The organism is Enterobacter sp. RCC_40, assembly GCF_041360735.1.
Classification (GTDB): domain Bacteria; phylum Pseudomonadota; class Gammaproteobacteria; order Enterobacterales; family Enterobacteriaceae; genus Enterobacter; species Enterobacter ludwigii.
The window spans coordinates 968,235-994,606 of the sequence record NZ_JBFUPR010000001.1; the positions used below are offsets into that span (position 1 = coordinate 968,235).

Sequence of the window (26,372 nt, forward strand, 5' to 3'; positions counted from 1 at the left end):
AATACAGCGATCCTCTAATAATCAGGGGGGCGTTCAGGGGCAGAGCGGCCCGGCGAGACACTCGCCGGGCGCGGACTTACAGTTTTGCTTCTATCGCCTCAATCTCCTGGCGCCATTGCGCCTGCAACTGCGGCTTCTGGTGCTTCGGTTTGCGGGCCAGGTCTTCCTCCAGCAATGTCTCCAGCGCGATCAGCCGTTCAAGCAGGTCGTCAAACTGCGAAGGGCGATCGTGCTGTTGTTTCGGTGAACACGGCGATGTTATCAGGCCTGCACTTTCACGCAGCCGTTCAAAGACCGCTTCGGCGTCATGCCATTCACTCAGCCTGCCGTCCTCAATCAGCCAGAAACGGTTGCAGCTTTGGCTGATTAATTGGCGATCATGGCTGACCAGCAGCACGCCACCTTCAAATTGCTGCAGGGTTTCCGTCAGCGCCTCTTTGCCTTCCATGTCCAGATGGTTGGTCGGTTCATCCAGCATCAGCAGGCTATAGCGCGCTAACGTCAGGCCAACAAACAGCAGGCGAGAGCGTTCTCCACCGCTGAGCGTACTGACTTTCTGACCGTGACGTGGCCACGCAAAGCCGGCATCGATCAGGGCCATCTTGCGATTCTGCGGATCGGGTGCAAACGGCTCCAGTGCGTCAAACAGCGATGCATCGTCCGGGAGCTGGTTCAGCGTCTGATCATAATAGCCAGGCGATACGCGTGGGTGGAGTTTCAGCCCATCGTCAGCCTGCTCGCCGCGAAAATGCCGCCAGATCAGCTTCATCAGGGATGATTTACCGCAGCCGTTACGTCCAACGATGGCCACGCGATCGCCGCTTTTGAGACGCGCGATGTCAATGCTAAACAGCGCAGGCAGTCCGGGAGCCGGCGGCACCGCGAGGTTTTCCAGCTCCAGCAGACGATCGGCCCGCAGCGCGTCGCCGCGCAGGGTTAATGTCCACTGACTTCCCGCCGTGACCTCCGTCTGGCTCTCTTTCAACCGTTCAACCTGCTTTTCCATCTGTTTCGCTTTGCGGGCCAGGTCTTCGTTGTCGTAGACTTTGCCCCAGGTCGCCAGTCTTTTTGCGCTGGCCGCGACGCGGTCGATCTCCCTTTGTTCTGCCTTGTGGCGCTGCGCATCACTTTCGTCTTTCGCATCCAGCGCTTTGCGTGCGGCGGTGCAGGGAAGGGCAAAGTAATGCAGCATCTTATCGCGCAGGATCCAGCTGCCGTTGGTCACGGCATCCAGCAGTTGCCTGTCATGTGAAACCAGCACAAAGCTGCCTGACCACGCCTGTAAAAATTGCTCCAGCCAGAGCATGGTAGGTAAATCGAGGTGGTTACTCGGTTCATCCAGCAGCAGCAGGTCCGGCGCATTAATTAAAGCCCGCGCCAGCAGCAGACGCGTATGTTGCCCGCCGCTCAACGTTGCCGAGGTTAATGTCCAGTCCTGCGGCGTAAAGCCCATACTCGCCAGCAGCGTTTCCGCTTTCCAGCGCAGGCTCTCGCGTTCAGCCGCAGGCAGTTGTGCCAGCACGGCATCCAGCATGCTCAGGGGATAAATCCCGTCCGGCAGATGTTGTTCTACGCGCGCCATGATGCAGTGCCCGGCCAGCGCGACCGTTCCGGCGGCAGGCGTGTCCGTACCGTCCAGCACCTTCAGCAGCGTGCTTTTACCGCAGCCGTTGTCGCCCAGCAGACCGATGCGATCGCCTTTTTTCAGCGTAAAGGAGAGAGAGTCGAAGAGCGTACCAAACGCCGTATCAACACGTAGAGATTGTGCAGTGAGTAAAGTGCTCATTGTTGCTTACCCAAGAGTTACAGGCATGTTTATGCCTCGTCAAACATCGCTGACGATAACTCAGTAAGCCCGAGAGAAGGGATTTCAGGGGTTGGTGTCTTCGCTCAAGCAGAAGTTATCGCAGCACGATACCGATAACGCTTGAGCTGGTGCGATCACCAAATGTATGTGAAACATTGAAAATTTCACAGTACAGCATAATTGGCCTCCTTATATATTCAGTAGGTTAATGGATGAAGGCAGTGTAGCGGGGATTTTACGGCCCGGCAAGCGCGGGCAGAATGGCAGGCCGGGAGGCATGATTGCCTGACCCGGCCTGTTCTTTAGATAGACGTTCTGCGATAGCTGCGGTATTCCGGCATCCAGAAGTTGTCGTCAATGGCCTGCTGCAGCGCATCGGCGGAGGTTTTCACCGCCACGCCTTGCTGCTGTGCCATTTTTCCTACTGCGAAAGCGATCGCACGGGACACTTTATGAATGTCTTTCAGCTCTGGCAACACCAGGCCTTCACCGTTATTCACCAGCGGTGAGTGTTTCGCCAGGGTTTCGCTGGCGGACATCAGCATTTCGTCGGTAATGCGTGATGCACCGGACGCGATAACCCCCAGACCAATCCCCGGGAAGATGTAGGAGTTGTTGCACTGCGCGATCGGATAGGTTTTATCCTTCCACACCACCGGGTCGAACGGACTGCCGGTTGCCACCAGTGCGTTACCTTCGGTCCAGGCGATGATGTCCTGCGGCGTTGCTTCTACACGGGAAGTCGGGTTAGAGAGTGGCATCACGATAGGGCGCTCGCAGTGCTTGTGCATTTCGCGAATAATCTCTTCGGTGAAGAGGCCGGTTTGCCCGGAAACGCCGATAAGAATGTCCGGCTTCACGTTGCGCACCACGTCCAGCAGGGAGAGCACCTCGTTGTCGGTATCCCAGTTTTTCAGGTTCTCGCGTTTCTGAACCAGTCGGGTCTGGAACGGCAGCAGGTTAGGCATACCGTCGGTCAGCAGGCCGAAACGGTCAACCATATAGACGCGGGAACGAGCCAGTTCTTCACTCAAGCCCTCGCGCTGCGTCTGAGCAATAATCTGCTCGGCAATACCGCAGCCCGCAGATCCTGCCCCCAGGAAGACGATTTTCTGGTAGCTCAACTGGCTGCCTGCCGCACGGCTGGCGGCGATCAGCGTCCCAACGGTCACGGCGGCGGTGCCCTGAATGTCGTCGTTGAATGAACAGATGTCATCGCGGTAGCGGTTCAGCAGCGGCATGGCGTTCTTCTGAGCAAAGTCTTCAAACTGCAGCAGCACGTTCGGCCAGCGTGCCTTAACGGCCTGGATAAAATCATCAACAAACTGATAATACTCATCGTCGGTAATGCGCGGATGACGCCAGCCCATGTACAGCGGATCGTTGAGCAGCTGCTGGTTGTTGGTACCCACATCCAGCACTACCGGCAGGGTGTACGCCGGGCTGATACCCCCACAGGCGGTGTACAGGGAGAGCTTACCGATAGGGATCCCCATTCCGCCAATGCCCTGATCCCCGAGGCCGAGAATACGTTCCCCGTCAGTCACAACAATGACCTTGATGTTGTGGTTCGGCACGTTCTGCAGAATATCGTCCATATTGTGACGGTTCTGATAAGAGATGAATACGCCGCGGGAGCGACGGTAGATCTCAGAGAAACGTTCACAGGCCGCACCCACCGTTGGGGTGTAGATCACCGGCATCATCTCTTCGAGGTGGTTCTGAACCAGGCGATAGAAGAGGGTTTCATTGGTGTCCTGAATGTTACGCAGGTAGATGTGCTTATCGATTTCAGTCTTGAAACCCTGATACTGGATCCACGCACGTTCAGCCTGTTCTTCAATGGTTTCCACCACTTCGGGCAGCAGACCAAGCAGGTTGAAGCTGCTGCGCTCTTCCATGCTGAAGGCGCTGCCTTTGTTGAGCAGGGGGAATTCCAGTAAAACCGGACCGGCATAAGGGATATATAAGGAACGATGTTTTTTCAGTTTGTTGTCCATGTCACTCACTCTTTTTTTGAAGATCCGTCCCTGACACTGCTGTTTGTCATCTTTCTGGCCTGTGCGGTGGGGTGCGGTCAGGCGGTATTATAAAGGAGCTAAATGTTAATTACCGCAACACATAAACAAAAACACCATCGGTTTTGCCGATGGTGTTCAGGATCTCTTACTGGAACTTACTTGCCAGCGTGGCGTTTTCTGCCGGTGGCATGGGTGACTTGCGTTTCACTGTCGCCCTCAATCACCACTTTACGTTGGTTAGAAAGCTTGTAGTTCAGTCCCAGAATATGGCGTGCCTGACGGTTCGATTTCATCTTTACTCCTCAATCCTGTTGATAGTTTTAAGGACAAGTTTGCTTGCGCAAACGAAATGTAACCCCTTAGGTTGCAGATCCAGCTTAGCAGGTTTTTACAAAGAGGCATTCTGTCCACTGACCACGTAGTTAATGGTCTGTTGGTAGATGTCACTGAGGATGTCATTGTCTGTGGATTCCACCCATTTGGTCAGTTCCATCAAAATGTCATCTTCAGTCACAGCACCGTGTTCGGCGTGAAGACCCTGTGCGATCGCGTTAACGAGTTCAGGTTGTGCTGCTGCAGTATTTGCCGGGTAATAAGTAAACATGCTGCCTCCGTGTCGTTGTCTGTGTAATGGTACGGCTCGCAAAAAATGTAATTCACAAACAGAATGGCAAATATTTTCCTTGCTGTGTCTAAGATTCATCTTAGAAATAAAAATGACATAAGTGCATGCTTTTAGACACTTTTAGAAATGGAGGAATAATGACAGGGGACGAGGGGGAATATTTTGATGCTGCTCCTGCTATCCGAGAAAATAGCAGGAGCAGAGATTAATTTACCATTTCATTTCGCCGGTATTCACTTTCGCACTTAATTCCAGCGAGCTCTCTTCGGCCAGGCCCGGATACGCTTTTTTCATGGCGCTAATGACGCCAGCAGAATCTTTGTGATTAGCCAGCGTCTGCTCGAACCGCTGCAGATATTCACGGGTAAAATCGATAGCGCCGGTACCTGACGGTGGCGTCCCCAGATAGTGACCCGGGATCACGCGCTCCGGTTTGTGCGCTGCCATGTTTTCCAGCGTGTCCTGCCACTGCTGGCGACGCGCCCTGGTCTGGGTATCGGCCGTCCACAGATGGATGCCCCATGAAACGCCCGTGCCGCCAAGAATCGTCTTCGCTGATGGGATCCAGACATAGGCCGCGTAGCTGTCTGGCTGTTCAATATCGATTTTCTCACCATCAACCATAAACGTGGTGGAGGTCAGCACCTGGGGAACGATCAGCGTTGTTGGCGCGCCGTCTTTCATCTGTGGGCCCCAGAAGGCCAGCTTGGCATCTTTGGTGGCCTTGATATGGTCAACCACCTGCTGAGTCGCCACGACTTTCGCATTCGGGAACGCTTTAACCAGCGGCTGCAGACCAAAGTAGAAGTCCGGATCGCCGGAGGTGATCACAATCTTGTTCAGGGTTTTACCGCTGCGGCGAATTTTCTCCACCAGTGCTTCACCGTCTTTCACGCTGAACTGCGCGTCAAACAGGACGGCCTCTTTCGGGCCGGACACCAGCGTCGATGAGACCGCAAAAATGCCTTTCTCCTGCGGGTTCCAGGTATCAATGGTCAACGGTGCGGCAAAGACCGCCGGCGTGAAGAGGGTGCATAGCAGTGCAAGGCGAGTGAGCTTCATCATCATGTCTCTTTTTATCAGGAAAGACCCTATTGTACCGAACTCTACATTTGCCAGAATTCCTGAAACAAGACATGCTTAGTTTCATAAATCGAGCAAATGGAGCGTTATATGGATCGCGTTATTGCCGCACAGGTCTATAACCGGATTTGCGAGCTGGGAAGTTTGAGTGCCGCAGCCCGTGCGCTGGGCATTTCCCGGCCCATGGTAAGCCGTTATCTTGAGCAGATGGAGAAATGGGCGGGGACCCGGCTGGTAAACCGCTCAACGCGCAAGCTGACGCTGACCTCAGCAGGGGAAAAGGTACTGCAGAAAACGCGTACCCTTTCGCAACTGTCGCAGGAGATTGAAGGCCAGTCAGAGAAAGATTTACCTTCCGGCACCTTACGGGTAGCCTGCGCGCACTTTACCGCCATGCACATGATTGCACCGGTACTGCCCGGGCTGCTGGCGCGTTATCCGCAGCTCAGAATTGAACTGGATGTGAATAACCATCCCGTGAGTCTGGTGGGCGAGCGTATTGACGTAGCCGTGCGTATTACCGATAACCCGGAGCCGGGGATGATTGCCCGCAGGCTGGGTGAGTGCCGTTCGGTGCTTTGCGCCTCGCCGGACTATCTTGCGCAGCACGGCACGCCCGTGACGCCTGAGGATTTGGCGCAGCACAATTGTCTGCATTACAGCTTCTTTGCGGGTCAGTCGTGGCATTTTGTGACGCTGGAAGGCGAAAGCGTGAGCGTCGCGGTGAGCGGCAATCTTAGCGCCAGCATCTCGTCGTTGTTGATGGACGCGGCGGTTAAACATTGCGGTATTGCAATGCTGCCCGAACACGAAGCGCAAGGGGCGCTCGAGCAAGGGCTGCTGGTCCCGGTGCTCACAGACTTAGTGCCTAAGCCGCTCGCCATTCACGGGATTTACCAGTCGCGGGAATATCAGCCTGCGGCCCTGCGCGTCTTTCTTGATGAAATTGCAGGGCATCTGAACTGATGCCCGCGCAGTGAGCCTGTGGCTTATTTCGTCGTCAGCCAGGGCGACGTCGTGCTCCAGAAAATAATATCTGCGCCGAGATACGCTTCTGCGAACTGAACAAATTCATCTTTGGTGAAGGGCTTGCCGGTAGCCGGGTTTCGGTAGGTGAGCGTGGGCTCCTGTACGGCCATGGCGACCAGCGGCAGTTTGTTTTTATACTGGTTAAAGAACGGATAGGCGTTTTTCATTTGCGCCTTGCGGTTGGGAACAATATCCGGTCCGCCAAGCCCGATATTATGGGCACTGGCGTATTCAAACAGCCGCCCCATGTAATTATGGTCATTGTTCCATTCACACGGCCAGAAGTTCACATATTGTACGACATGGGATTGCGTGAAAACCTTTCGCGCAAAGGCGAGGTTTTCCATTTCTCCGGCAAAATAGTTGTCGCACGAAAATCCTGTCGGCGGCTTTTTCTCATCAAGGTCAATGGCGGTTTCCGGTAAGTTCACACCGTAAACCTGGCCATCAAAACGCTTCGCCAGGGCTGCCAGTAAGGCCTGATACCGTTCACGCACGGCAGGATCCCACTGACGGGCTACCCAGCCTGAACCTGTAGGTTTCCCTTCACCAGGATTGTCAAACTGCGGAGAAATACCACCGCTGTACTTTGTGTCTGCCATCAGATAATCAGGGACATACCGGGCATCTTTTTCGAAGAAGCGATCCTGAATTTGAATAAACAGCTTTTTATCGCTGGCCTTCAGGCGTGCCAGGTTTCGCTCTATGGGTGAGAAGTCATAACTGTTTTTCTCCGGCTCCAGTGCACGCCAGTTATAAACGATCTGCGCGCCACCGATATCACGACGGGCGATAAGCGCGGCGGCAGCATCAAGGTCGCCCGAGCTGGTATAGATAAAATTCTCCGGCGTGCTGGCAAAGAGGGGGAACGTCACGGCGAGCGTGGTCAGCGCCACGACAATCCTGGTGTTTAGCATCATAGGCCTTTCCCTTTTGATGGTTCGAAGTGATGTATCGCATCAACGCCAACCAGAATACTCTGTGTTCCAGGACGCGTCAGATCTCTGGTCTATACTTAACCCTTTGTAAGCCAAAAGGAGAGCAAGAATGACAATTCATAAGCACGGTTCAGCACACTGGTCTGGCGATATTAAACGCGGAAAAGGAACTGTATCTACCGAGAGCGGCGTTCTCAATCAACAGCCTTACGGCTTCAACACCCGTTTTGAAGGCGAAAAAGGGACCAACCCGGAAGAACTGATTGGTGCCGCACACGCAGCCTGTTTTTCGATGGCACTGTCGCTGATGCTGGGTGAAGCAGGCTACACCGCCGATTCCATTGATACCACCGCCGACGTGTCACTGGATAAAAAAGGGGGCGGTTTCGCCATTACGAAGGTCGCACTGCAGAGCAAGGTTACTGTACCCGGCATTGACCCTCAGCAGTTCGATGGCGTTATTCAGAAAGCGAAAGCCGGCTGCCCGGTTTCACAGCTGCTGAACGCGGAAATCACGCTGGATTACACGCTCAATTAAACCTCAGCCGGGTTAACACCCGGCTATCCCTTTAGCGCGGCAGGAAACACCTCTGCCAGCCAGGCGATAAACACTCTCAGTCGATGTGTCAGATGCCGGTTCTGCGGATAAACCACATGAAACGGATAAGCGTCAGGTCGCCAGTCGCTAAGAATTTCAGTTAACGTCCCCGCCTGTAAATGCCTTTTTGCCGAATATTGAAATGTCTGAATAATACCTAAACCTGCCACCGCCGCCGCCAGATGCGCGTTGCTTTCATTGACACCAAGGAAGTGCGGAATACTTATCTCCAGCCTTTCTCCCTTTTCCCTGAAGCGAAACGGGAACGCCCGACCGGTGACGGGAGAAAGGTAGCTAATCAGCTTATGGCCATTGCACAGCTCCCGCGGATAGGCCGGTACGCCATGATGTTTTAAATAATCGGACGTCGCGCAGGTGACCATTTCAGCGTCGCCCAGATGGCGGGCAATAAGGGAGGAGTCGTCCAGAGGGCCGCCGCGGATCACGCAGTCAACGTTACCGCTGATCAAATCCACGGGCCGGTCGGCCACGCCAAGATCGATGCGTATTTCCGGATAACGCTGCATAAATTCCGGGAGCAGGGGGATCAACACGTCGCGCGCGGTTGAACCGCCCACATCCACGCGCAGATGGCCTTTCGGCGTCGCGCGAGAAACGCGAAACGACGTATCGATATCTTCAATATCAATCAGCACCCTGAGCGCTTTTTCATAGTACCCGGCACCTTCCGGTGTGGTGACTACACGTCGTGTCGTGCGGTGTAAAAGCCGGATCTCCAGGTGCGCTTCGAGCGATTTCACCAGCTTGCTCAGGGTGGCGATAGGCATATTCAGAGAATCAGCCGCACGCGTAAAACTTCCGGTTTCCACCACCCGCGTAAATGCGCGCATTGCCATGAGCTGGTCCATTCGTACTCCGGATTATTTCCACCTGTGAATAGTGATTTTCATTTTTGCCCGTTTTTCATTAATCCTGCAACCGATAGAGTTTATTCAACGCAAGCGAAAACCTCTTCAACCGTTTTTGCGGGCATCCTGAAAACATGATTAAAGGTGAATAACATGAATACGTCTCTCGCAGGTAAAATTGCCCTGGTTACGGGCGGCAGCACAGGTATCGGTCTCGCCACCGCGCAGGAACTGGCGGCCCAGGGCGCGAAGGTTTATATCACCGGACGTCGTCAGGCAGAGCTGGACGCAGCCGTCGCACAAATTGCCACCGCGGCGGTCGGCATTCGTGCAGACGTCTCTCAACTTTCCGACCTCGATAAAGTCTATGCGCAGATTGCAAAAGACGAAGGGCGTCTGGATATTCTGTTCGCCAATGCGGGGGGTGGCGACATGCTGCCGTTAGGCGCTATCACTGAAGAGCAGTTTGATCGCATCTTTGCAACCAACGTTCGCGGTGTACTGTTCACCGTGCAAAAAGCGTTACCGCTGTTATCTGCCGGATCGTCGATCATTCTGACCGGATCCACGGTGTCCATTAAAGGAACCGCAAACTTTAGCGTATACAGTGCCAGTAAAGCCGCCGTGCGCAACTTTGCCCGTTCGTGGGCGCTGGATTTGCAGGGGCGCGGTATTCGCGTCAACGTGGTGAGCCCGGGGCCCATCAAAACCCCAGGGCTGGGTGACCTGGTACCGGAAGAACATCGTCAGGGGCTGTATGACGCGCTGGCCGCCCAGGTGCCGCTGGGACGCTTAGGCGCGCCGGGGGAAGTGGGGAAAGCGGTGGCGTTTCTGGCCTCAGATGCAGCAAGCTTTATCAACGCCACCGAACTGTTTGTCGACGGTGGAATGGCGCAAATTTAAACGTGAAACAGCGCCACCCTGCGTGGCTACTCGCTCAGATTGCGCCAGCAGCGCACGCTACAGCCCTCAACTGAAGGCTGTAGCGACTGCGGGCGCTCGCACCCTTGCGCTGCCTGCGGACAGCGGTCCCGGAAAAAACAGCCGGTGGGAAGGTGACGATTGCCAGGAAGCTCTGTTTTACGCAGCGCCAGGTTTTCATCCAGCGGTTCACCGGTTCTGGGGACGGAATCAAGCAGCAGCCGGGTATAGGGATGGCGCGGCCTGACAAGCACCTGATCGGTGGTTCCCAGCTCCACGATCTGGCCCAGATACATCACCGCCACACGATCGCTCATGTGCCTGACCACCGAGACGTTATGTGAGATCAACACATAGGTGAGGTTCCGTTCCTGCTGCAGTTTTACCAGCAGGTTGAGGATTTGCGCCTGCACGGAAATATCCAGCGCGCTGGTGGGTTCGTCGAGCACGATGATGTCTGGATTGGACGACAGCGCCCGGGCGATAGCAATGCGCTGGCGCTGCCCGCCTGAAAAGGCATGCGGTAACCGGTCAAGATATTCCGCACGAATACCCACCTGCATCGCCAGCGTCTCTGCAAGCTGGCGCCGTTCGCGTTCACTGCTGCGTTTTTGCACCCACACCGGCTCGGTGATGATGCGCCACACCGGTAAACGCGGGTCGAGGGAGGAGAGCGGGTCCTGAAAAACCATCTGCATGCCGCCCGCGTGATGCGTCCGCTGATAGTCGCCGGTGCTGGGCCTGAGCATGCCCATCAATAGCTGTGCCAGCGTGCTTTTCCCGCAGCCGGATTCCCCAACAATGCCCAGCGTTTCGCCGCGACGGATCTGCAGGTCCAGCCCATTGAGGGCATGCACATGTTCCGTGACGCGGCCCAGCCAGTTTTTGCGCGCGGGAAAGTTGACATGCACGCTATCCAGTTCAAGCAAAATGTCAGACATGGTGTTTCTCCCGTTGCGGGTACCAGCAGGCAGCCATCTGGCCCTCTGCACCATTAGGAAGCAAGCGCGGTGCCTCACCGCATTTCGTCCCGGCGGCAAAGCAGCGCTCGCGGAACGCGCAGCCTTGTGGAAGCTGGCTGAGATTAGGCACCGTGCCGGGAATGGCCGGAAGCAGCTCGCGCGGCGCACCGTTTTCAGGTGCACATTGCAGCAGACCGATGGAGTAGGGATGAACGGGATGGTGGATCAGCGTTTGCGTGGCACCGCTCTCAATTACGCTTCCTGCGTACATCACATACATCCGATCACAGAGCTGGGAAACCACGGCCATATCGTGGCTGATAAACAGCACCGAGGTTCCGCTGGCCCGCGCCTTGTGCTTCAGCAGACGCAGGACCTGCAGCTGCACGGTCACATCCAGCGCCGTGGTCGGCTCGTCGGCGATGATAAGTTCAGGCTCGCAGGAGAAGGCAAGGGCGATCATCACCCGCTGACGCATGCCGCCGGAGAGTTCAAACGGATAACGCGCCATCACCGCTTTCGCGTCCGGGATTTGCATCTCCTCCAGCAGGGCAATCGCTTTTTGCTGCGCCGCGCGACGGTCGAGCGGCTGATGCTGGCGGATCACCTCCACCATTTGCTTACCAATCCGTCGCGTTGGGTTCAGGGCGGTCATGGGCTCCTGAAAAATCATCGCCACTTTTGCCCCGCGCCACTGGCGAAGCTGTTTCTCCGATGCGGTCAGAACATCTTCTCCCAGCAATGTCACCTGACCGTGATGAATTCGGTAGCTGCCTTCCGGCAACAGGCGCATGGCGAGCATGGCGGTAACTGACTTCCCCGACCCCGACTCGCCCACTACGCCGACAATCTCACCCCGTTTAATCTCCAGCGAGACGTGGTTCAGCGCATGAACCTCACCGCGGTATATCGGGAAACTCAGATGTAAATCCTCGATGGTTAAAACCGAGTCGGTCATGACTGTTTCCCTCCTGATTTCGGATCCAGCAGGTCGCGGATGCCGTCACCAAAAAGATTAAAGCCCACGGCGGTAATCAAAATAGCCGCGCCAGGAAAAGCGCAATACCACCACTGGTCGAGTACATAGTTGCGCCCTACGGCAACCATCGCGCCCCATTCGGCGGTGGGTTGCTGTGCGCCCAGACCGATAAAGCCCAGCGTGGCGGCCATCAGAATGGCGCTGCCAATATCCAGTGAAGCCTGCACAATCAGCGGCGGCAGGGCGTTGCGCAGAATATGCCAGCTGATTAAATGCCAGCGTGATGCGCCGAAGGTGCGGGCCGCCTGAACATAGGTAAACTGGCGCACGACAAGGGTTTGCCCGCGAGCCAGACGCACGTAAAACGGAATACGTACAATCGCGATGGCGAGCATTGCGTTAAACAGGCTCGGCCCCAGCGCCGCTGCCAGCGCCATGGTCAGCACCAGCGAGGGAATGGAGAGCATAACGTCCATAATGCGCATAATAATGGCGTCGCCGCGCCCGCCCAGCACGCCAGACAAACAGCCCAGCAGCGAGCCAATACCGCCCGCAATCACCACGACGGCCAGCCCCGCGCTGATCGACTGCTGGCTGCCGGCGAGCACCCGGCTGAACAGATCGCGGCCGACCTCATCGGTGCCAAACCAGTGTTCGGCAGACGGAGCCTGCAGACGCGCGGTCAAATCCAGCGCATTGGGGTCATGCGGCACAATCCACGGTGATGTCACCATCAGCAGGAGCATCAGGATCATGATCGCGGCGCCAATCAGCGTGAGGGGGCTTTTACGCAGCATCCAGAACAGTTTTGCCCAGTTGATGCCTGCTTTCGCTGTTTTAACCGGGACGGGCGTTTCCTGAGTCAACATCATTCGGCACCTCCGCGCCCGATTCGCGGGTCAACCCACAGATAGAGCAGATCGACCACCAGATTAACCAGCACATAGGCCAGTGAGACCACTACCGCGAAGCCCATGACGGCAGGGAAATCGAGCGCCTGAATAGAGGTGACGACCCAGGCGCCCATTCCCGGCCAGGCAAAGACGGTTTCGGTGAGGACTGCGCCATACAGCAGATCGCCCAGCGCCAGTCCAAGCACGGTAATCGACGGGATCATCGCATTGGGCAGGGCATAGCGCAGCACGATGTACCAGCCGGGCAATCCGCTGGCGCGTGCGGTTCGTATGTAATCTTCACTGAGCTGCTCCAGCATGGCCGAGCGAACCTGACGCGCCACAATGCCGAGATGAACAAATGCCAGCGTCATTGAAGGTAAAATCAGATGCTGCAGGGCATTGAAAAAGACCTCCCCGTTGCCTTCCAGCAGCGCATCCACCAGATAAAAGCCGGTGACGTGCGTCGGTGGATCGAGCCAGTCGTCAAGCCTTCCGCCGCCCGGCAGAAGTTGCAGATGCCCGTAGAAGAGGACAATCACCCCCAACCCAAGCCAGAATGCGGGCGTTGAAATGCCCGTCATCGCCATTAAGCGCACCAGATGATCCAGCCAGCGGTCACGGTAGACCGCCGATAAAATCCCCAGCGGCACGCCGATAACCAGCGCCAGCAGCAGGGAACAAAAAGCCAGCTCCAGGGTGGCCGGGAAAAAGGCCTTCAAATCTTCCGCAACCGGTCGCCCGGTGCGGATAGAGGTGCCTAAATCGCCATGGGCCAGCGCATCCACATAGCGACCAAACTGGATATACAGCGGTTGATCCAGCCCCAGCTGCTGGCGGATACCTTGCACAATGTCGTCGCTGGCGCGGTCTCCGGCCAGCAGGCGGGCCGGATCGCCGGGGATCAGGTGTGAAATAATAAAGGTGATGATACAGACACCGGCCACCACCAGGATTAACCCCCAGCAGCGCTGGCGCACAATGCTCCAGAACGTCATACACTTTCCCCCGGCGAGAACCGTTATTTACTCATGGTGGCGATGTTAAAAACCTGCTCCAGCATTGGATTAAAGGTGAAGCCTTTCACCTCTTTGTTCATCGCCAGCTGGTAGTTCTTCTGGAACAGATACACGTAGGCCGCCTCGTCGATCACCACCTTCTGCGCCTGCTGGTAATCGTGGGTACGCTCCGCTTGATCGGTGGTTTTCAGGGCCGCCTTCAACAGGTCGTCAACCTCTTTGTTCTCGTAAAACGAGCGGTTACCCGGCAACCCTTTTTTGTCCGACTCAAACCAGTAGTTCATGAACATGTACGGGTCGGCAAAGTCCGGGCTCCAGTTGCCAATAGCGATGTCATAGTCACCTTTCCCGACACGATCGCGCATGGTGGCGTTAGCCAGTTTTTCCAGCTTCACGTTGATGCCGATCTTGCCGAGGCTCGCCTGCGTGGACAGGGCGATCGGCTCCCAGTTGGGGTCGTTGTCTGAATAGAGGAATGTCAGGCTTGCTGGCTTGTCTTTGACTTTCTCCAGCGCGGCTTTGGCTTTGGACTCGTCAAAGCTGTACTGCATTGCCGTGGCGTCAAACCCCCACATGCCGTCCGGTATCGGGCCGCGCATCTGTTTACCATTGCCGCTGAGGATGCCTTTCACCATTCCCTGATAATCTGTTGCCCAGGAGACGGCCCGACGTAAATCCACCTGATTGAGCGGGGCTTTGCTGTTATTCAGATAAAGATAGGTCACGCGCAGGGACGGATATTCCGCCACCGCCACTTTGCCTTCTTGCTTAAGGGCTGAAAGCTGATCGACGGGCAGTGAATCGGCGATATCCAGATCGCCACGGGAAAGCTGCAGGCGGCGTGAAGCGCTTTCACCAATAATTTTCACCGAAACGCGCTTGAAGTGCGGCTTCTCACCCGCCCAGTGTGGGTTCGGAACGAGCACCAGCTGCTGACCTTTCTGCCAGCTTTTCAGCATGAATGGCCCGGACCCGGCGGTGTTTTGCGCTAAATAACCGCGTGCATCATCGGCAGCGTTCGCCTTTAACACCGCCGGGTTAACGATCGACGCACCGTCGTTGGCCAGGGTGTAGAGGAACGGGGCAAACGGCTGGCTGAGGGTGAATTTCACCGTGTGCGGATCGACCGCATCAATTTTGAGATCTTTCGGGAACGCTTCAGACGGCCCCTGGCTAAGCTTCAGCAGACGTTCAAAGGAGAGTTTTACCGCCTCGGCAGTAACCGGGGTGCCATCGGCGAATTTTGCGTTATCGGTAAGGGTAAAGGTCCACTCTTTCTGATCCTCTGACGCTTTCCAGCCCGTTGACAGGTCGCCCTCCACCTCGGTGGAGCCTGGCTTGTACTTCACCAGACGCTGATAGGCGGGGTAAGTCACCGTCCAGTCGTTGTTATCAATGGTCACCGCCGGGTCGAGCGTTTGCGGGTCGGCCGCTTTCCCGATCACCAGCATATCTTTCGGGACGGCAGCCAGCGCAACCGGGGCGCTGAGTGCCAGCGAGGCGGCGATCAGGGTAGTAAGAAGCGTTGTTTTCATGGCAGTGCTCCAGTTTTAAAGAGGGGTGTGCGTCAACGGGAAACAGGCAAAACGATCGTCAAGCAGGGGATAGCTGGCCGCGTTCGGCAGCTCGAAGTGCCACCATTCGCTGCTGATCCCCACAAAACCGCCACCGGACATGATGGCGTTAAGCAGCAGGCGATTGCGCTGCGCGTGCGGCGGCACGGACGGGTGCCAGGCGTGCGAGCGGTCGTGCATTTCGTCAAAACCGGCCCCCATATCCAGCACGGTGTTCTGTTCGTCCATCAGCGTAACGTCGATGGCCGTCCCGCGGCTGTGGTTGGAACCAATCGCCACATCAACCACGTATTCCGGGTTCGGGCAGGCATCCCACAACTGAGCCTGCGCTTCCTGCGGGCGATAAGCGTCGTAGACCACCAGCTTCAGCCCGGCCAGTGCGGCGATGCTGATGGCTTTCGCCAGCGCGGTGGCCGCATCGGTATGCAGCAGGCACAGCGCCTCCTGATAAATCGGACGGCCCGTGATGTTGTCGGCTGTGGCATATTTCAAATCGATATGCAGCGCAGGGAAGGTCTTCGCCACATCAATCAGTTCACTCTCTGGGGGCATAGCTCCGCTCCTTTAGCGTTCGAATTGACCAAACTCTTGTTGTAATTGCCGGTTTACCGCCAGCCGCGGTGGAAGGGCATCACCCAGCGCTTCCACGACACCTGACAGCAGCAGGTTGAACAGACAGCTCACAGGTGCCAGCGAATCCCAGAAATGGCCGGTTTCGGTTTTCACCTGCAGTAAATCAAGCGGGTAATCCCGCGCCCACGGGCACCAGATATCGGTGATCAGGGCCAGCGAAATACCTTTTTCGCTCGCGACCCGACAGTACTGCCGCGCAATGGTGGAATAGGTGCGGGTATCGGTCAGCACCACGTAGGGGTGGGCGAAACCGGAGTTCAGGGATTCAACCCAGCTGCCGGACGCGCCTTCGGCGTAGCTGACGCGCGGACGAAGGTACTCAAGATGACTGAAGAAGGCGTTGGCTATCCCGCGTGTCGACTGGATCCCCAGCACAAAAACCGCATCCGCGTGGGCAAGCTGATGAACCACCTGGCGGAATGCGTCGGTATGCGCCAGCTGATAAACCTGGGTGATGGCATCCACCTCCAGCGACAGAGAGTGCTGAAGGCGGTTGGGCAGAGGGGACTGCTGCTGCCAGGAGTCCAGCCGCTCGTTCATACCCCAGGGCTGATGCGGGTCGCGCAGGCTCTTTTTGGCATCTTCCAGATTGCGGTAGCCGAGTTTTCGCAGAAAGCGTCCCACGGTAATGCCGCTGGTGCCGGTCGCCAGACCCACGCTTTCAGCCGTTTCAAACGGGATCTGGGCGGCATGCGCCAGCAGCCAGCTTGCCACCCGCTTCTCGCTGGGGGTCAGTTGGCTGAACGTGGCTTCAATACGGCTCAACACCTCGGGTTTCGTCGTCATACCGCCTCGCTGTTAACAGGCTGTCAGTCATCAGGTTTGTGTTATTTGATTAACAATGCATGACGCGTGCCATGTCCACAGAGAGACGGGACGCCGCTGTGCTGCAAACTTCATGCAATATTTAGTTAACCAATGATCAACATTTGTGCAGCGTAGTTCACTTTTGGTGCACTGGCTGAGCGGGGAGGTATGAATTTCGTGAATACGTCAGCGTCTTCACATTTTTGATAAGATAGAGACAACGTAAATATGAAAGGGATCCCGGCATGGCGAACTTGCCCTGGCGTATCAGCGTGCGCCTGATGGCGCTCGCAAAGAAAATGGCGACGATCGCAGGAGTGGTACTGATCGTCCTGCTCGCGGTTCGGGTTTATCTCTCGCAGCAGGGACCGGAACTGCATCTCTGGCATACCTGGCGGGCAGATGAGATGTCCGTACGCGAGATCGATAAGGCGAGTTTTGCCCAGTATGTCGCCCGGGAAAACGCCATTTTCACCGATCTGGATAACGCGGTAACGCGCAAAACCCAGGGTGAGGAGCGCACGTCGTTAAACCGTTACTACCGTCAGAGCCTGGTTTGGCCCGGTAAATTTTCACCCGATGCCAACCGCTCCTTTGTGCTGATGCCTGCCGGAACGCCACGCGGCGCGGTGGTGTTGCTGCACGGGCTAACAGATTCGCCTTACAGTGTCCGGCATCTTGCCCGTGATTATCAGCAGCACGGTTTTGTGGCGGTGGCCCCATGCCTGCCCGGACACGGCACCGCGCCCGGCGCGCTGACGAACGTTGACTGGGAGAGGTGGCTGGCAGCGACGCGCCTTGCCGTGCGTGAAGCCACGCGGCTGGCGGGAGACAATGTTCCCCTGCATCTGGTGGGTTACTCCAACGGTGGGGCGCTGGCGATGAAATATGCCCTTGATGCGCTGGACACGCCTGCGCTTCGCAAACCGCAACAGCTCATTCTGCTCTCGCCAATGATTGGCGTCACGGCGTTCGCCCGGTTTGCAGGATTGGCCGGATTGCCGGCGATGTTACCGCCGTTTGCCAAAGCGGCATGGTTAAACATCTCGCCGGAATATAACCCGTATAAATACAACTCCTTCCCGGTCAATGCGGCGCGCCAGTCATGGCTCTTGACCCAGGCCCTGCAGGAGCAAATGGGGCGGGATGCCCGGGAGCACAGACTGGACCAGCTGCCACCGGTACTCGCATTCCAGTCGGTGATGGATTCAACGGTCAGCACCCGCGCCGTGGTCACCGGCTTATTTGACCTGCTTCCGGCGAACGGCAGCGAGCTGGTTGTATTTGATATCAATCAGGCCGCCAGCTTCCGTCCTCTCTTTAAACCGTCGTCGTGGGCGGCGACCTCTGAGTTACTGCCTGTGGCGAAAAGGCGTTACGGTGTCACGATTATTACCAATGCCAGCGCGGACAGTTTCGCCGCGGTGGCGAAAATAACCCCGGCGGGAGGCACCGATGAGACCGCGGTACCGCTGGCGATGTCCTGGCCGCAGGAGGTCTATTCACTGTCGCATGTCGCCGTGCCGTTCCCGCCTGATGACGATCTCTATGGCCGACATCCTGCGGAGAAAAACCGGTATGGCATTAGCCTCGGCACGATTGCGCTGTGGGGGGAAACCTCCGTGCTGAGCGTAGGCAAAGACGCGTTAATGCGGGTGACGTCGAACCCGTTTTATGCCTACATGCAGGAGAGAATTGACAGACGCATCGGGGATGAGAAAAAGTAGCCTCTCCCGCAAGGGGTTAATCTGTTAGGTCGCGCAGATGAAGTATGTTAAACAGTAATGTCCAACGCATACCTCTTATCGGAACACGTTTTTGTGCTGACTACTCTTATCTACCGCAGCCAGTTGAATTTATCCTGCCGATCCGCCGAACTCCAGGCGCTGGTTGAACAGGCCAGGACGCGCAATGCCGGGTTGAATATTACCGGCGTTCTTCTTTCAAAAGGGGATGATGTCCTGCAACTCCTCGAAGGCTCGGAAGAGAGTGTGGTAAGGCTGTTTCAGAAGATCCGTGAGGATAAGCGGCACAGCGGCGTGGTTGAGCTTATGCGGGATTACGGCCCCCGCAGACGTTTTGAGAATGTCGGTATGCTGCTGTTTGACCTGCAGAACCAGTCGCCGAAAGACGTTCTGCAGTCGATACTGCACTACAGCAAACTGGACAGTTATCTGACATCTGATGATCGGGTGTTCAAATTTATTCAGACGTTTATTACCGGCAAACGACCGGCCCCGTCGGGGGTGCGTTTTGCCCCGGAGAAATGGACGCTCTCGCGTGAGAAATCGCCGTTTGGCGAGAGTCTGGGTCTGCTGGACAAACAAACCTGCCAGTTCGCCCTCCAGCCCATCGTCGAACCGCTGGAAGGGAAAATCAGTTCGCTTGAGGCCCTTATCCGCGGTAATGACGGGGGAAGCCCGGAGCATTTTTTCAGCCGCCTCGATCAGGACAAAATCTATGAAGTCGATCTCCAGACCAAGGCCTGGGCTTTTGCGCTGGCCGATAAACTGGGGATCGGAAGCCATAAAATCGCGGTAAATCTTCTCCCGATGTCGCTGGTGAAAGTGCCTGGCGCCGTGGAGTTTCTGGTTGAACAGATTAAACAACATGGGCTTCAGCCGGAGCAGGTGGTCATTGAAGTGACCGAAAACGAGATGATTTCCGGGTTCAACAAGTTCAATAGCGCCATTAAACACCTGCGCGCTGAAGGTATTGGCCTGGCGATCGATGATTTCGGTTCCGGATACGCCGGGCTTTCACTGCTGACCCGATTCCAGCCGGATAAAATTAAAATTGACCGCGAAATTGTCAGCAATATCCATCTCAGTGGGCCAAAACAGGCGATTGTGCGCTCGATAGTCAGCTGCTGCACCGACCTAGAAATTACCCTGGTGGCGGAAGGCATCGAGAAGCTGGAAGAGTGGTGCTGGCTTGAATCTGCCGGGATCCGACGCTTTCAGGGCTTTCTGTTTGCCCGTCCAGCGCTGAATGGCGTAGGCGATATTAGCTGGCCACACCTGGTGCGTTAAGCCAATTTTCCTTCCGTATTATTTCCCCTTCGTCCTGCCTGTGCTTAAATAGCTAAAACGGTTTAACATTGTTTAGCTGAGAGGATCACATGCAAAAAATCTGGGTACTTGGCGATGCGGTAGTGGATTTATTACCGGAGGGAGAAGGCCGGTTGCTGCAATGCCCTGGTGGCGCGCCGGCGAACGTGGCGGTAGGTATTGCCCGTCTGGGCGGGAAAAGCGCCTTTATCGGCAGGGTCGGCGACGATCCTTTCGGTCGCTTTATGCATAAAACGCTGGCTGACGAGCAGGTTGACGTAAAGTGGATGCACCTCGACCCGGCACACCGCACGTCAACCGTAGTCGTGGATCTGGACGAACAGGGCGAACGCTCTTTCACCTTTATGGTTCGCCCGAGCGCCGATCTGTTTCTGGCATCAGCCGATTTGCCGCCCTTTAGCGCAGGAGAGTGGCTGCATGTCTGTTCCATTGCCCTGAGCGCTGAACCGAGCCGTTCTGCAACGTTTCAGGCCATGAACGCGGTCAGGGAAGCGGGGGGGTATGTCAGTTTCGACCCCAATATCCGCCCGGATCTCTGGCCGGATGAGGACGACCTGCGCCGCTGCCTCGAACAGGCGCTGCAGTGCGCTGACGTCGTCAAACTCTCCGTCGAAGAACTGGCTTTTCTAACCGCCGACCTTGGGGTCACGGAAGGGCTGGCCGCGCTGATGCGCCGCTGTCCGGCCCGGCTGGTGCTGGTCACTCAGGGCAAAGACGGGGTCATCGCCTGGCATGACGGAACGGTAAAGCATTATCCGGCAACCCCCGTTGAATGCGTGGACACCACCGGCGCAGGTGATGCCTTCGTAGCGGGACTGCTTTATGGACTGGCTTCCGCTGGGAGTATCGACAGCCACGATCTTCCACGCGTGATCGCATTAGCCCAGCGCTGCGGCGCGTTAGCCACCACGGCTAAAGGGGCGATGACCGCGCTGCCTTATCACCCGCAACTGTAATTCCTCCCGCAACGGGCCGTCTGTCGACGGCCTGAATTGTCGCCTCGATCACACTTACTAAATCGGTTTAGCAAAAAAGATTGCCGATCCAAAATTGGCAGGTTTAGTATCATCAACCTAAACCGGTTTAGCAATTTAGCACTTTCAATGACTTCTTTTAGGGATGCGACAAAATGTATAAAAAACGCAGACTTGCCGTGATGATAGGCATGCTGGCCGGGAGTACCTCTGTTTTTGCCCAAACGGATATGACGAGTATCGAAGCGCGTCTTGCTGCTCTGGAGCAGCGTCTTCAGGCCGCGGAAACCCGCGCGCAGGTTGCGGAGAAACGCGCCACCGACGCAGAACAAAAAACGCAGCAGTTGGTGACTGCCCAGCAGCAGGCCCAAACAACAACCCAGCAAGTGGCGCAGCGTACCGCCGCACTGGAGAAGAAAGCCGATCAGAGCAGTGGGTTTGAGTTTCATGGCTATGCCCGTTCTGGCCTGCTGATGAACGATGCGGCGTCGAGCAGTAAAAGCGGCCCTTATCTGACGCCAGCAGGGGAAACCGGTGGTGCGGTCGGGCGTCTGGGGAATGAAGCCGATACCTACGTTGAGCTGAACGTGGAACACAAACAGACCCTGGATAACGGGGCGACCACGCGCTTCAAGGCTATGCTGGCGGATGGTCAGAAAACCTATAACGACTGGTCCGCTGACACCAGCGATCTCAATATTCGTCAGGCGTTTGCTGAACTGGGCAATCTGCCTGATTTTACCGGCGCGCTGAAGGGCAGTACCTTCTGGGCCGGTAAACGCTTCGACCGGGATAACTTTGATATTCACTGGCTGGATTCCGATGTGGTGTTCCTGGCCGGTACCGGTGGTGGCGTGTATGACGTGAAATGGAATGAATCGCTGCGCAGCAACTTCTCTCTTTACGGGCGTAACTTCGGCAGCGAAGAGCAAATCGATAATAACGTTCAAAACTACATCCTCAGCATGAACCACTTCGCCGGGCCGTTCCAGCTGATGGTGAGCGGCCTGCGGGCAAAAGACAACGACGACCGCAAAGACAGCAATGGCGATCTGATAAAAACCGACGCTGCCAACAATGGCGTTCATGCCCTGGTCGGATTGCACAATGAAAGTTTCTACGGCCTGCGCGAAGGTTCAGCCAAAACGGCGCTGCTGTACGGCCACGGGCTGGGGGCAGAGGTGAAGAGCATCGGTTCCGATGGCGCATTGCTGTCTGAAGCCGATACCTGGCGCTTTGCAAGTTACGGTGTCACGCCACTCGGTGGTGGCTGGCATATCGCGCCTGCCGTTCTGGCCCAGAGCAGTAAAGACCGCTATGTCAAAGGCGACAGCTATGAGTGGGTCACGCTCAATACCCGCCTGATTAAAGAAGTCACGCAGAATTTCGCCCTGGCGTTTGAGGGCAGCTATCAGTACATGGATTTAAATCCGGAAGGGTATAAAGACCGAAACGCCGTCAACGGAAGTTTCTACAAGCTGACCTTTGCCCCAACGTTAAAAGCGGGCAAGATCGGCGATTTCTTCAGCCGTCCTGAGTTACGTCTGTTCGCCACCTGGATGGACTGGAGCAGCAAACTGGATAATTACGCCAGCGATGATGCCTTTGGCAGCAGCGGTTTCAACGCCGGCGGGGAATGGAACTTTGGGGTACAGATGGAAACCTGGTTTTAACCTTTTACGCTCCCGCAGTGCGGGAGCGTTTCTCACATCATAAAAATACAGTCAGGCAGAGGTATCTATGGATTTTGATAATATCGCCCGCGCGCTCATTCCGCTGCTCGGTGGCAAAGAGAACATCGCCAGTGCGGCGCACTGCGCAACGCGTCTTCGACTGGTGCTGGTCGATGACACGCTTGCCGACCAGCAGGCCATCGGCAAGGTTGACGGCGTTAAAGGCTGTTTTCGCAACGCCGGGCAGATGCAGGTGATTTTTGGTACGGGGGTGGTTAACAAGGTCTACGCCGCGTTTATCCAGGCGGCAGGGATTAGCGAATCCAGCAAGTCCGAAGCGGCTGACATGGCGGCACGCAAGCTGAACCCGTTCCAGCGCATTGCCCGACTGCTCTCAAACATCTTTGTGCCGATCATTCCAGCGATTGTGGCCTCCGGTTTACTGATGGGCCTGCTCGGGATGGTCAAAACCTACGGCTGGGTCAATGCCGATAACGCGCTCTATATCATGCTGGATATGTGCAGCTCAGCGGCGTTTATCATTCTGCCGATCCTGATTGGCTTCACGGCCGCGCGTGAATTTGGCGGTAACCCTTATCTGGGGGCGACCCTCGGCGGCATTCTGACGCACCCGGCGCTGACAAACGCCTGGGGCGTGGCGTCTGGCTTCCACACCATGAACTTCTTCGGCCTTGAGATTGCCATGATTGGCTATCAGGGAACGGTATTCCCGGTGCTGCTGGCCGTCTGGTTTATGAGTATCGTGGAGAAAAACCTGCGCCGTATTATTCCGGATGCGTTAGATCTGATCCTGACGCCGTTCCTCACCGTTATTCTCTCCGGCTTTATTGCCTTGCTGATCATTGGCCCGGCCGGGCGTGCGTTAGGGGATGGCATCTCCTTTGTTCTGAGCACCCTGATCGCCCATGCGGGCTGGCTGGCCGGGCTGTTATTTGGCGGGCTTTACTCGGTTATCGTTATCACCGGTATTCACCACAGTTTCCATGCCATTGAAGCCGGGTTACTGGGGAATCCTTCGATTGGCGTTAACTTCCTGCTGCCTATCTGGGCGATGGCCAACGTGGCGCAGGGGGGAGCCTGTCTGGCGGTCTGGTTTAAAACCAAAGACGCGAAAATTAAAGCCATTACGTTACCGTCTGCGTTTTCGGCCATGCTGGGCATTACCGAAGCGGCAATATTTGGTATCAACCTGCGTTTCGTGAAACCGTTTATCGCCGCGCTGATTGGCGGTGCGGCAGGCGGGGCGTGGGTGGTCTCGGTACATGTTTATATGACCGCCGTCGGGCTGACTGCCATCCCGGGCATGGCGATCGTGCAGGCAAGTTCGCTGCTCAACTATATTATCGGCATGGTGATTGCCTTCGGCGTGGCGTTTACCGTCTCGCTGCTGCTGAAATATAAAACGGATTCTGAATAATGACGTTACCTTCCCGCTGGCCTGCAATCCTGCAGGCCGTCATGAAAGGCCAGCCGCGTGCGTACGCCGACAGCCATTATCCGCAATGGCATCCGGCACCGGTGACGGGGCTGATGAACGATCCTAACGGGTTTATCTGGTTTGCCGGGCGTTACCACCTGTTCTATCAGTGGAATCCGCTGGATTGCGACCATCGCTATAAGTGCTGGGGACACTGGAGCTCCGCAGACCTGGTGCACTGGCAGCATGAACCGATGGCGCTGATGCCCGATGAGGAGTATGACCGCAACGGCTGCTATTCCGGCAGCGCCGTCGATAACAACGGTGTCCTGACGTTGTGTTATACCGGCAACGTGAAATTTGATGATGGCAGCCGCACCGCCTGGCAGTGCCTTGCCACGCAACAGCCCGACGGTACATTCAAAAAACTCGGTCCGGTCCTTGCGCTGCCGGAAGGCTACACCGGCCACGTGCGTGACCCGAAAGTGTGGCAGCACGACGGGGTGTGGTACATGGTACTGGGGGCGCAGGATCTGCAAAAACGCGGCAAGGTGCTGCTGTTCACATCTGCCGATTTGCACCACTGGGCGTCTTGCGGAGAGATTGCCGGTCATGGCGTGAACGGCCTGACCGAGGCGGGATACATGTGGGAGTGCCCGGACCTGTTTGCCCTCGACGGGACACACGTATTGATCTGCTGCCCGCAGGGGCTGGCGCGCGAACCGCATCGCTATCTCAATACTTATCCGGCCACGTGGATGAGCGGGGCGTTCGACCATACCCGCGCTACGTTTGAACATGGCGAGTTGCACGAGCTGGACGCCGGTTTCGAGTTCTACGCTCCCCAAACCACGGTGGCGGAAGACGGACGGCGGATCCTGATCGGCTGGATGGGCGTGCCGGACGGAGAAGAGATGTTTCAGCCCACACGTGCGCAGGGGTGGATCCATCAGATGACCTGCCCGCGAGAATTACACTTCCGTGACGGCAAACTGTGGCAGACGCCGGTGCGCGAACTGCACGCACTGCGTGAAGAGGAGTGTTGCTGGCAGGGTAACGCCAGCGATGCCCCAGCTCTTGATGCGACGCGCCTTGAGTTCGAGCTCACCTCATCTTCAGTAACCGTGGATTTCGCCGGTGCATTGCGCCTTATCGTCGAGGACAGCGGGTTGCGTCTGGAACGCGCCAGCCTGAAAACCGGGGAGACATTGACCCGTTACTGGCGGGGCGACGTTCATCATTTACGCATTCTGTGTGACAGCTCCAGCGTTGAAATTTTCATCAATCATGGCGAAGGGGTGATGAGCAGCCGCTATTTTCCTGACCATCCGGCACGGGTGCGATTCGAAGGTGGGTCCGACATCACATTACGCTACTGGTCGCTGCGCGGCTGCATGGTAGAATAAGGGTTTTGGCAGCCGGATCTAAGTCGTTGTGAGAAAAACAAAACGCGTCACAATTAAAGACATCGCGGAACTGGCGGGGGTTTCAAAAGCCACCGCCAGCCTGGTACTGAACGGGCGCAGCAAAGAGCTTCGCGTGGCGGAAGAGACGCGTGAGCGCGTGCTGGCGATTGCGAAAGAGCATCACTACCAGCCCAGCATTCACGCGCGCTCGCTGCGTGATAACCGTAGCCACACCATCGGTCTGGTGGTGCCGGAGATCACTAACTACGGCTTTGCGGTGTTTTCTCACGAACTGGAGACGCTGTGCCGTGAGGCAGGCGTTCAACTGCTCATCTCCTGCAGTGATGAAAACCCGGGGCAGGAGACGGTGGTGGTTAATAACATGGTGGCGCGTCAGGTGGACGGGCTGATTGTGGCCTCCAGTATGCTCAATGATGCCGACTACCAGAAGCTGAGCGAACAGCTGCCGGTCGTCCTTTTTGACCGCCATATGAACGACAGCACATTGCCGCTGGTGATCACCGATTCCATTACCCCGACGGCGGAACTGGTGGCCGACATTGCGCGCCAGCATCCTGATGAAATTTACTTCCTTGGCGGGCAGCCGCGGCTTTCCCCGACGCGCGATCGTCTGGAAGGGTTTAAGCAAGGGCTGCAAGAGGCCAATGTGGCGCTGCGTCCGGAGTGGATCATTCACGGCAACTATCACCCGAGCTCCGGCTACGAGATGTTCGCCGAGCTGTGCGCCCGCCTGGGACGCCCGCCAAAAGCCTTGTTCACTGCCGCCTGTGGTCTGCTGGAAGGGGTATTGCGCTATATGGGGCAGCATAACCTGATGCAAAGTGATATCCGGTTAGCCAGCTTTGACGATCACTACCTTTACGACTCGCTCACCATTCCGGTTGATACCATTCGCCAGGATAACCGCCAGCTGGCGTGGCACTGCTTTGATCTGATTGGCAAACTGATCGACGGCGAAACGCCACAACCGTTACAGCGAAAACTGGATGCCACCCTGCAGCGGCGCTATAAAGCGAAAGCATAGCCCTGGC

At 56.5% G+C, this 26,372-nt stretch carries 24 protein-coding genes; 10 read left to right on the top strand and 14 right to left on the bottom strand.

Features of this window, described 5'->3' with window-relative positions:
- Window positions 1-76: 76 nt before the first annotated feature.
- The 5 genes from AB6731_RS04535 to AB6731_RS04555 form a co-directional block, all read right to left on the bottom strand.
- The gene (locus tag AB6731_RS04535; protein WP_371005936.1) at window positions 77-1,786 is read right to left on the bottom strand and encodes an ABC-F family ATP-binding cassette domain-containing protein; all 1,710 of its coding nucleotides are present in this window, start codon (window positions 1,784-1,786) and stop codon (window positions 77-79) included.
- Window positions 1,787-2,109: 323 nt separating this feature from the next.
- Entirely contained in the window at window positions 2,110-3,807 is a 1,698-nt protein-coding gene (locus AB6731_RS04540; RefSeq protein ID WP_020884079.1) for an NAD-dependent malic enzyme, read from the bottom strand.
- Window positions 3,808-3,983: 176 nt separating this feature from the next.
- The gene (sra, locus tag AB6731_RS04545) at window positions 3,984-4,121 is read right to left on the bottom strand and encodes a stationary-phase-induced ribosome-associated protein (RefSeq protein WP_013096533.1); all 138 of its coding nucleotides are present in this window, start codon (window positions 4,119-4,121) and stop codon (window positions 3,984-3,986) included.
- 95 nt (window positions 4,122-4,216) lie between these two features.
- Window positions 4,217-4,432 (bottom strand): biofilm-dependent modulation protein, encoded by a 216-nt coding sequence (gene bdm, locus AB6731_RS04550; RefSeq protein WP_020884080.1) that lies wholly within the window; start codon window positions 4,430-4,432, stop codon window positions 4,217-4,219.
- A gap of 231 nt (window positions 4,433-4,663) precedes the next feature.
- The gene (locus AB6731_RS04555; protein ID WP_025204138.1) at window positions 4,664-5,515 is read right to left on the bottom strand and encodes a Vmh family MBL fold metallo-hydrolase; all 852 of its coding nucleotides are present in this window, start codon (window positions 5,513-5,515) and stop codon (window positions 4,664-4,666) included.
- A 111-nt stretch (window positions 5,516-5,626) separates the two neighbouring features.
- Between AB6731_RS04555 and AB6731_RS04560 the strand changes: the two genes are divergently transcribed.
- Window positions 5,627-6,502 (top strand): LysR family transcriptional regulator, encoded by an 876-nt coding sequence (locus tag AB6731_RS04560; RefSeq protein WP_371005937.1) that lies wholly within the window; start codon window positions 5,627-5,629, stop codon window positions 6,500-6,502.
- A gap of 23 nt (window positions 6,503-6,525) precedes the next feature.
- Here the strand turns inward: AB6731_RS04560 and AB6731_RS04565 are convergent, their stop codons facing one another.
- Window positions 6,526-7,485, bottom strand: a complete 960-nt coding sequence (locus AB6731_RS04565) for a hypothetical protein (RefSeq protein WP_371005938.1) — start codon at window positions 7,483-7,485, stop codon at window positions 6,526-6,528.
- A gap of 127 nt (window positions 7,486-7,612) precedes the next feature.
- On the opposite strand from AB6731_RS04565, the gene AB6731_RS04570 reads away from it, so the two are divergent.
- Complete coding sequence (locus AB6731_RS04570) at window positions 7,613-8,041, top strand: OsmC family protein (RefSeq protein ID WP_047744695.1); 429 nt, start codon at window positions 7,613-7,615, stop codon at window positions 8,039-8,041.
- 23 nt (window positions 8,042-8,064) lie between these two features.
- On the opposite strand, the gene AB6731_RS04575 is transcribed toward AB6731_RS04570, so the two are convergent.
- On the bottom strand, window positions 8,065-8,970 hold the full coding sequence (locus AB6731_RS04575) for a LysR family transcriptional regulator (RefSeq protein ID WP_032680963.1): 906 nt from the start codon (window positions 8,968-8,970) through the stop codon (window positions 8,065-8,067).
- 153 nt (window positions 8,971-9,123) lie between these two features.
- Between AB6731_RS04575 and AB6731_RS04580 the strand changes: the two genes are divergently transcribed.
- Window positions 9,124-9,873, top strand: a complete 750-nt coding sequence (locus tag AB6731_RS04580; protein ID WP_020884087.1) for an SDR family NAD(P)-dependent oxidoreductase — start codon at window positions 9,124-9,126, stop codon at window positions 9,871-9,873.
- A 26-nt stretch (window positions 9,874-9,899) separates the two neighbouring features.
- Here the strand turns inward: AB6731_RS04580 and AB6731_RS04585 are convergent, their stop codons facing one another.
- From AB6731_RS04585 to AB6731_RS04615, 7 genes are read right to left on the bottom strand one after another with little or no spacing between them, the layout of a single operon-like run.
- The gene (locus AB6731_RS04585; RefSeq protein ID WP_371005939.1) at window positions 9,900-10,832 is read right to left on the bottom strand and encodes an oligopeptide/dipeptide ABC transporter ATP-binding protein; all 933 of its coding nucleotides are present in this window, start codon (window positions 10,830-10,832) and stop codon (window positions 9,900-9,902) included.
- Entirely contained in the window at window positions 10,825-11,811 is a 987-nt protein-coding gene (locus AB6731_RS04590) for an ABC transporter ATP-binding protein (protein ID WP_020884089.1), read from the bottom strand. The genes AB6731_RS04585 and AB6731_RS04590 overlap by 8 nt, the downstream gene beginning before the upstream one ends.
- On the bottom strand, window positions 11,808-12,704 hold the full coding sequence (gene ddpC / locus AB6731_RS04595; protein WP_020884090.1) for a D,D-dipeptide ABC transporter permease: 897 nt from the start codon (window positions 12,702-12,704) through the stop codon (window positions 11,808-11,810). The genes AB6731_RS04590 and ddpC overlap by 4 nt, the downstream gene beginning before the upstream one ends.
- Window positions 12,701-13,723: an ABC transporter permease gene (locus tag AB6731_RS04600; protein ID WP_040017551.1), complete on the bottom strand. Its 1,023-nt coding sequence runs from the start codon at window positions 13,721-13,723 to the stop codon at window positions 12,701-12,703. Before AB6731_RS04600 ends, ddpC begins: the two co-directional genes overlap by 4 nt.
- Window positions 13,724-13,746: 23 nt before the next feature.
- Entirely contained in the window at window positions 13,747-15,279 is a 1,533-nt protein-coding gene (locus tag AB6731_RS04605; RefSeq protein WP_371005940.1) for an ABC transporter substrate-binding protein, read from the bottom strand.
- Window positions 15,280-15,294: 15 nt separating this feature from the next.
- Window positions 15,295-15,870 (bottom strand): D-alanyl-D-alanine dipeptidase, encoded by a 576-nt coding sequence (gene ddpX / locus AB6731_RS04610; protein WP_014170160.1) that lies wholly within the window; start codon window positions 15,868-15,870, stop codon window positions 15,295-15,297.
- A 12-nt stretch (window positions 15,871-15,882) separates the two neighbouring features.
- A complete protein-coding gene (locus AB6731_RS04615; protein WP_014170158.1) occupies window positions 15,883-16,737 on the bottom strand; it encodes a MurR/RpiR family transcriptional regulator in 855 nt (284 codons plus the stop codon).
- A 266-nt stretch (window positions 16,738-17,003) separates the two neighbouring features.
- Here AB6731_RS04615 and AB6731_RS04620 point away from each other — a divergent pair, with 266 nt between their 5' ends.
- From AB6731_RS04620 to AB6731_RS04650, 7 genes are all read left to right on the top strand, one after another.
- Window positions 17,004-18,485, top strand: a complete 1,482-nt coding sequence (locus tag AB6731_RS04620) for an alpha/beta hydrolase (RefSeq protein WP_371005941.1) — start codon at window positions 17,004-17,006, stop codon at window positions 18,483-18,485.
- Window positions 18,486-18,578: 93 nt separating this feature from the next.
- Window positions 18,579-19,790, top strand: coding sequence for a diguanylate phosphodiesterase (locus AB6731_RS04625; RefSeq protein ID WP_371005942.1), 1,212 nt, complete (start codon window positions 18,579-18,581; stop codon window positions 19,788-19,790).
- Between the two features lie 89 nt (window positions 19,791-19,879).
- Entirely contained in the window at window positions 19,880-20,785 is a 906-nt protein-coding gene (locus tag AB6731_RS04630) for an aminoimidazole riboside kinase (protein ID WP_324280114.1), read from the top strand.
- Window positions 20,786-20,958: 173 nt separating this feature from the next.
- The gene (locus AB6731_RS04635) at window positions 20,959-22,476 is read left to right on the top strand and encodes a carbohydrate porin (protein ID WP_014170154.1); all 1,518 of its coding nucleotides are present in this window, start codon (window positions 20,959-20,961) and stop codon (window positions 22,474-22,476) included.
- Between the two features lie 67 nt (window positions 22,477-22,543).
- On the top strand, window positions 22,544-23,914 hold the full coding sequence (locus AB6731_RS04640) for a sucrose-specific PTS transporter subunit IIBC (RefSeq protein ID WP_014170153.1): 1,371 nt from the start codon (window positions 22,544-22,546) through the stop codon (window positions 23,912-23,914).
- Window positions 23,914-25,320 (top strand): sucrose-6-phosphate hydrolase, encoded by a 1,407-nt coding sequence (locus tag AB6731_RS04645; RefSeq protein ID WP_371005943.1) that lies wholly within the window; start codon window positions 23,914-23,916, stop codon window positions 25,318-25,320. The genes AB6731_RS04640 and AB6731_RS04645 overlap by 1 nt, the downstream gene beginning before the upstream one ends.
- 28 nt (window positions 25,321-25,348) lie before the next feature.
- Window positions 25,349-26,365 (top strand): LacI family DNA-binding transcriptional regulator, encoded by a 1,017-nt coding sequence (locus AB6731_RS04650; protein ID WP_014170151.1) that lies wholly within the window; start codon window positions 25,349-25,351, stop codon window positions 26,363-26,365.
- Window positions 26,366-26,372 lie beyond the last annotated feature (7 nt).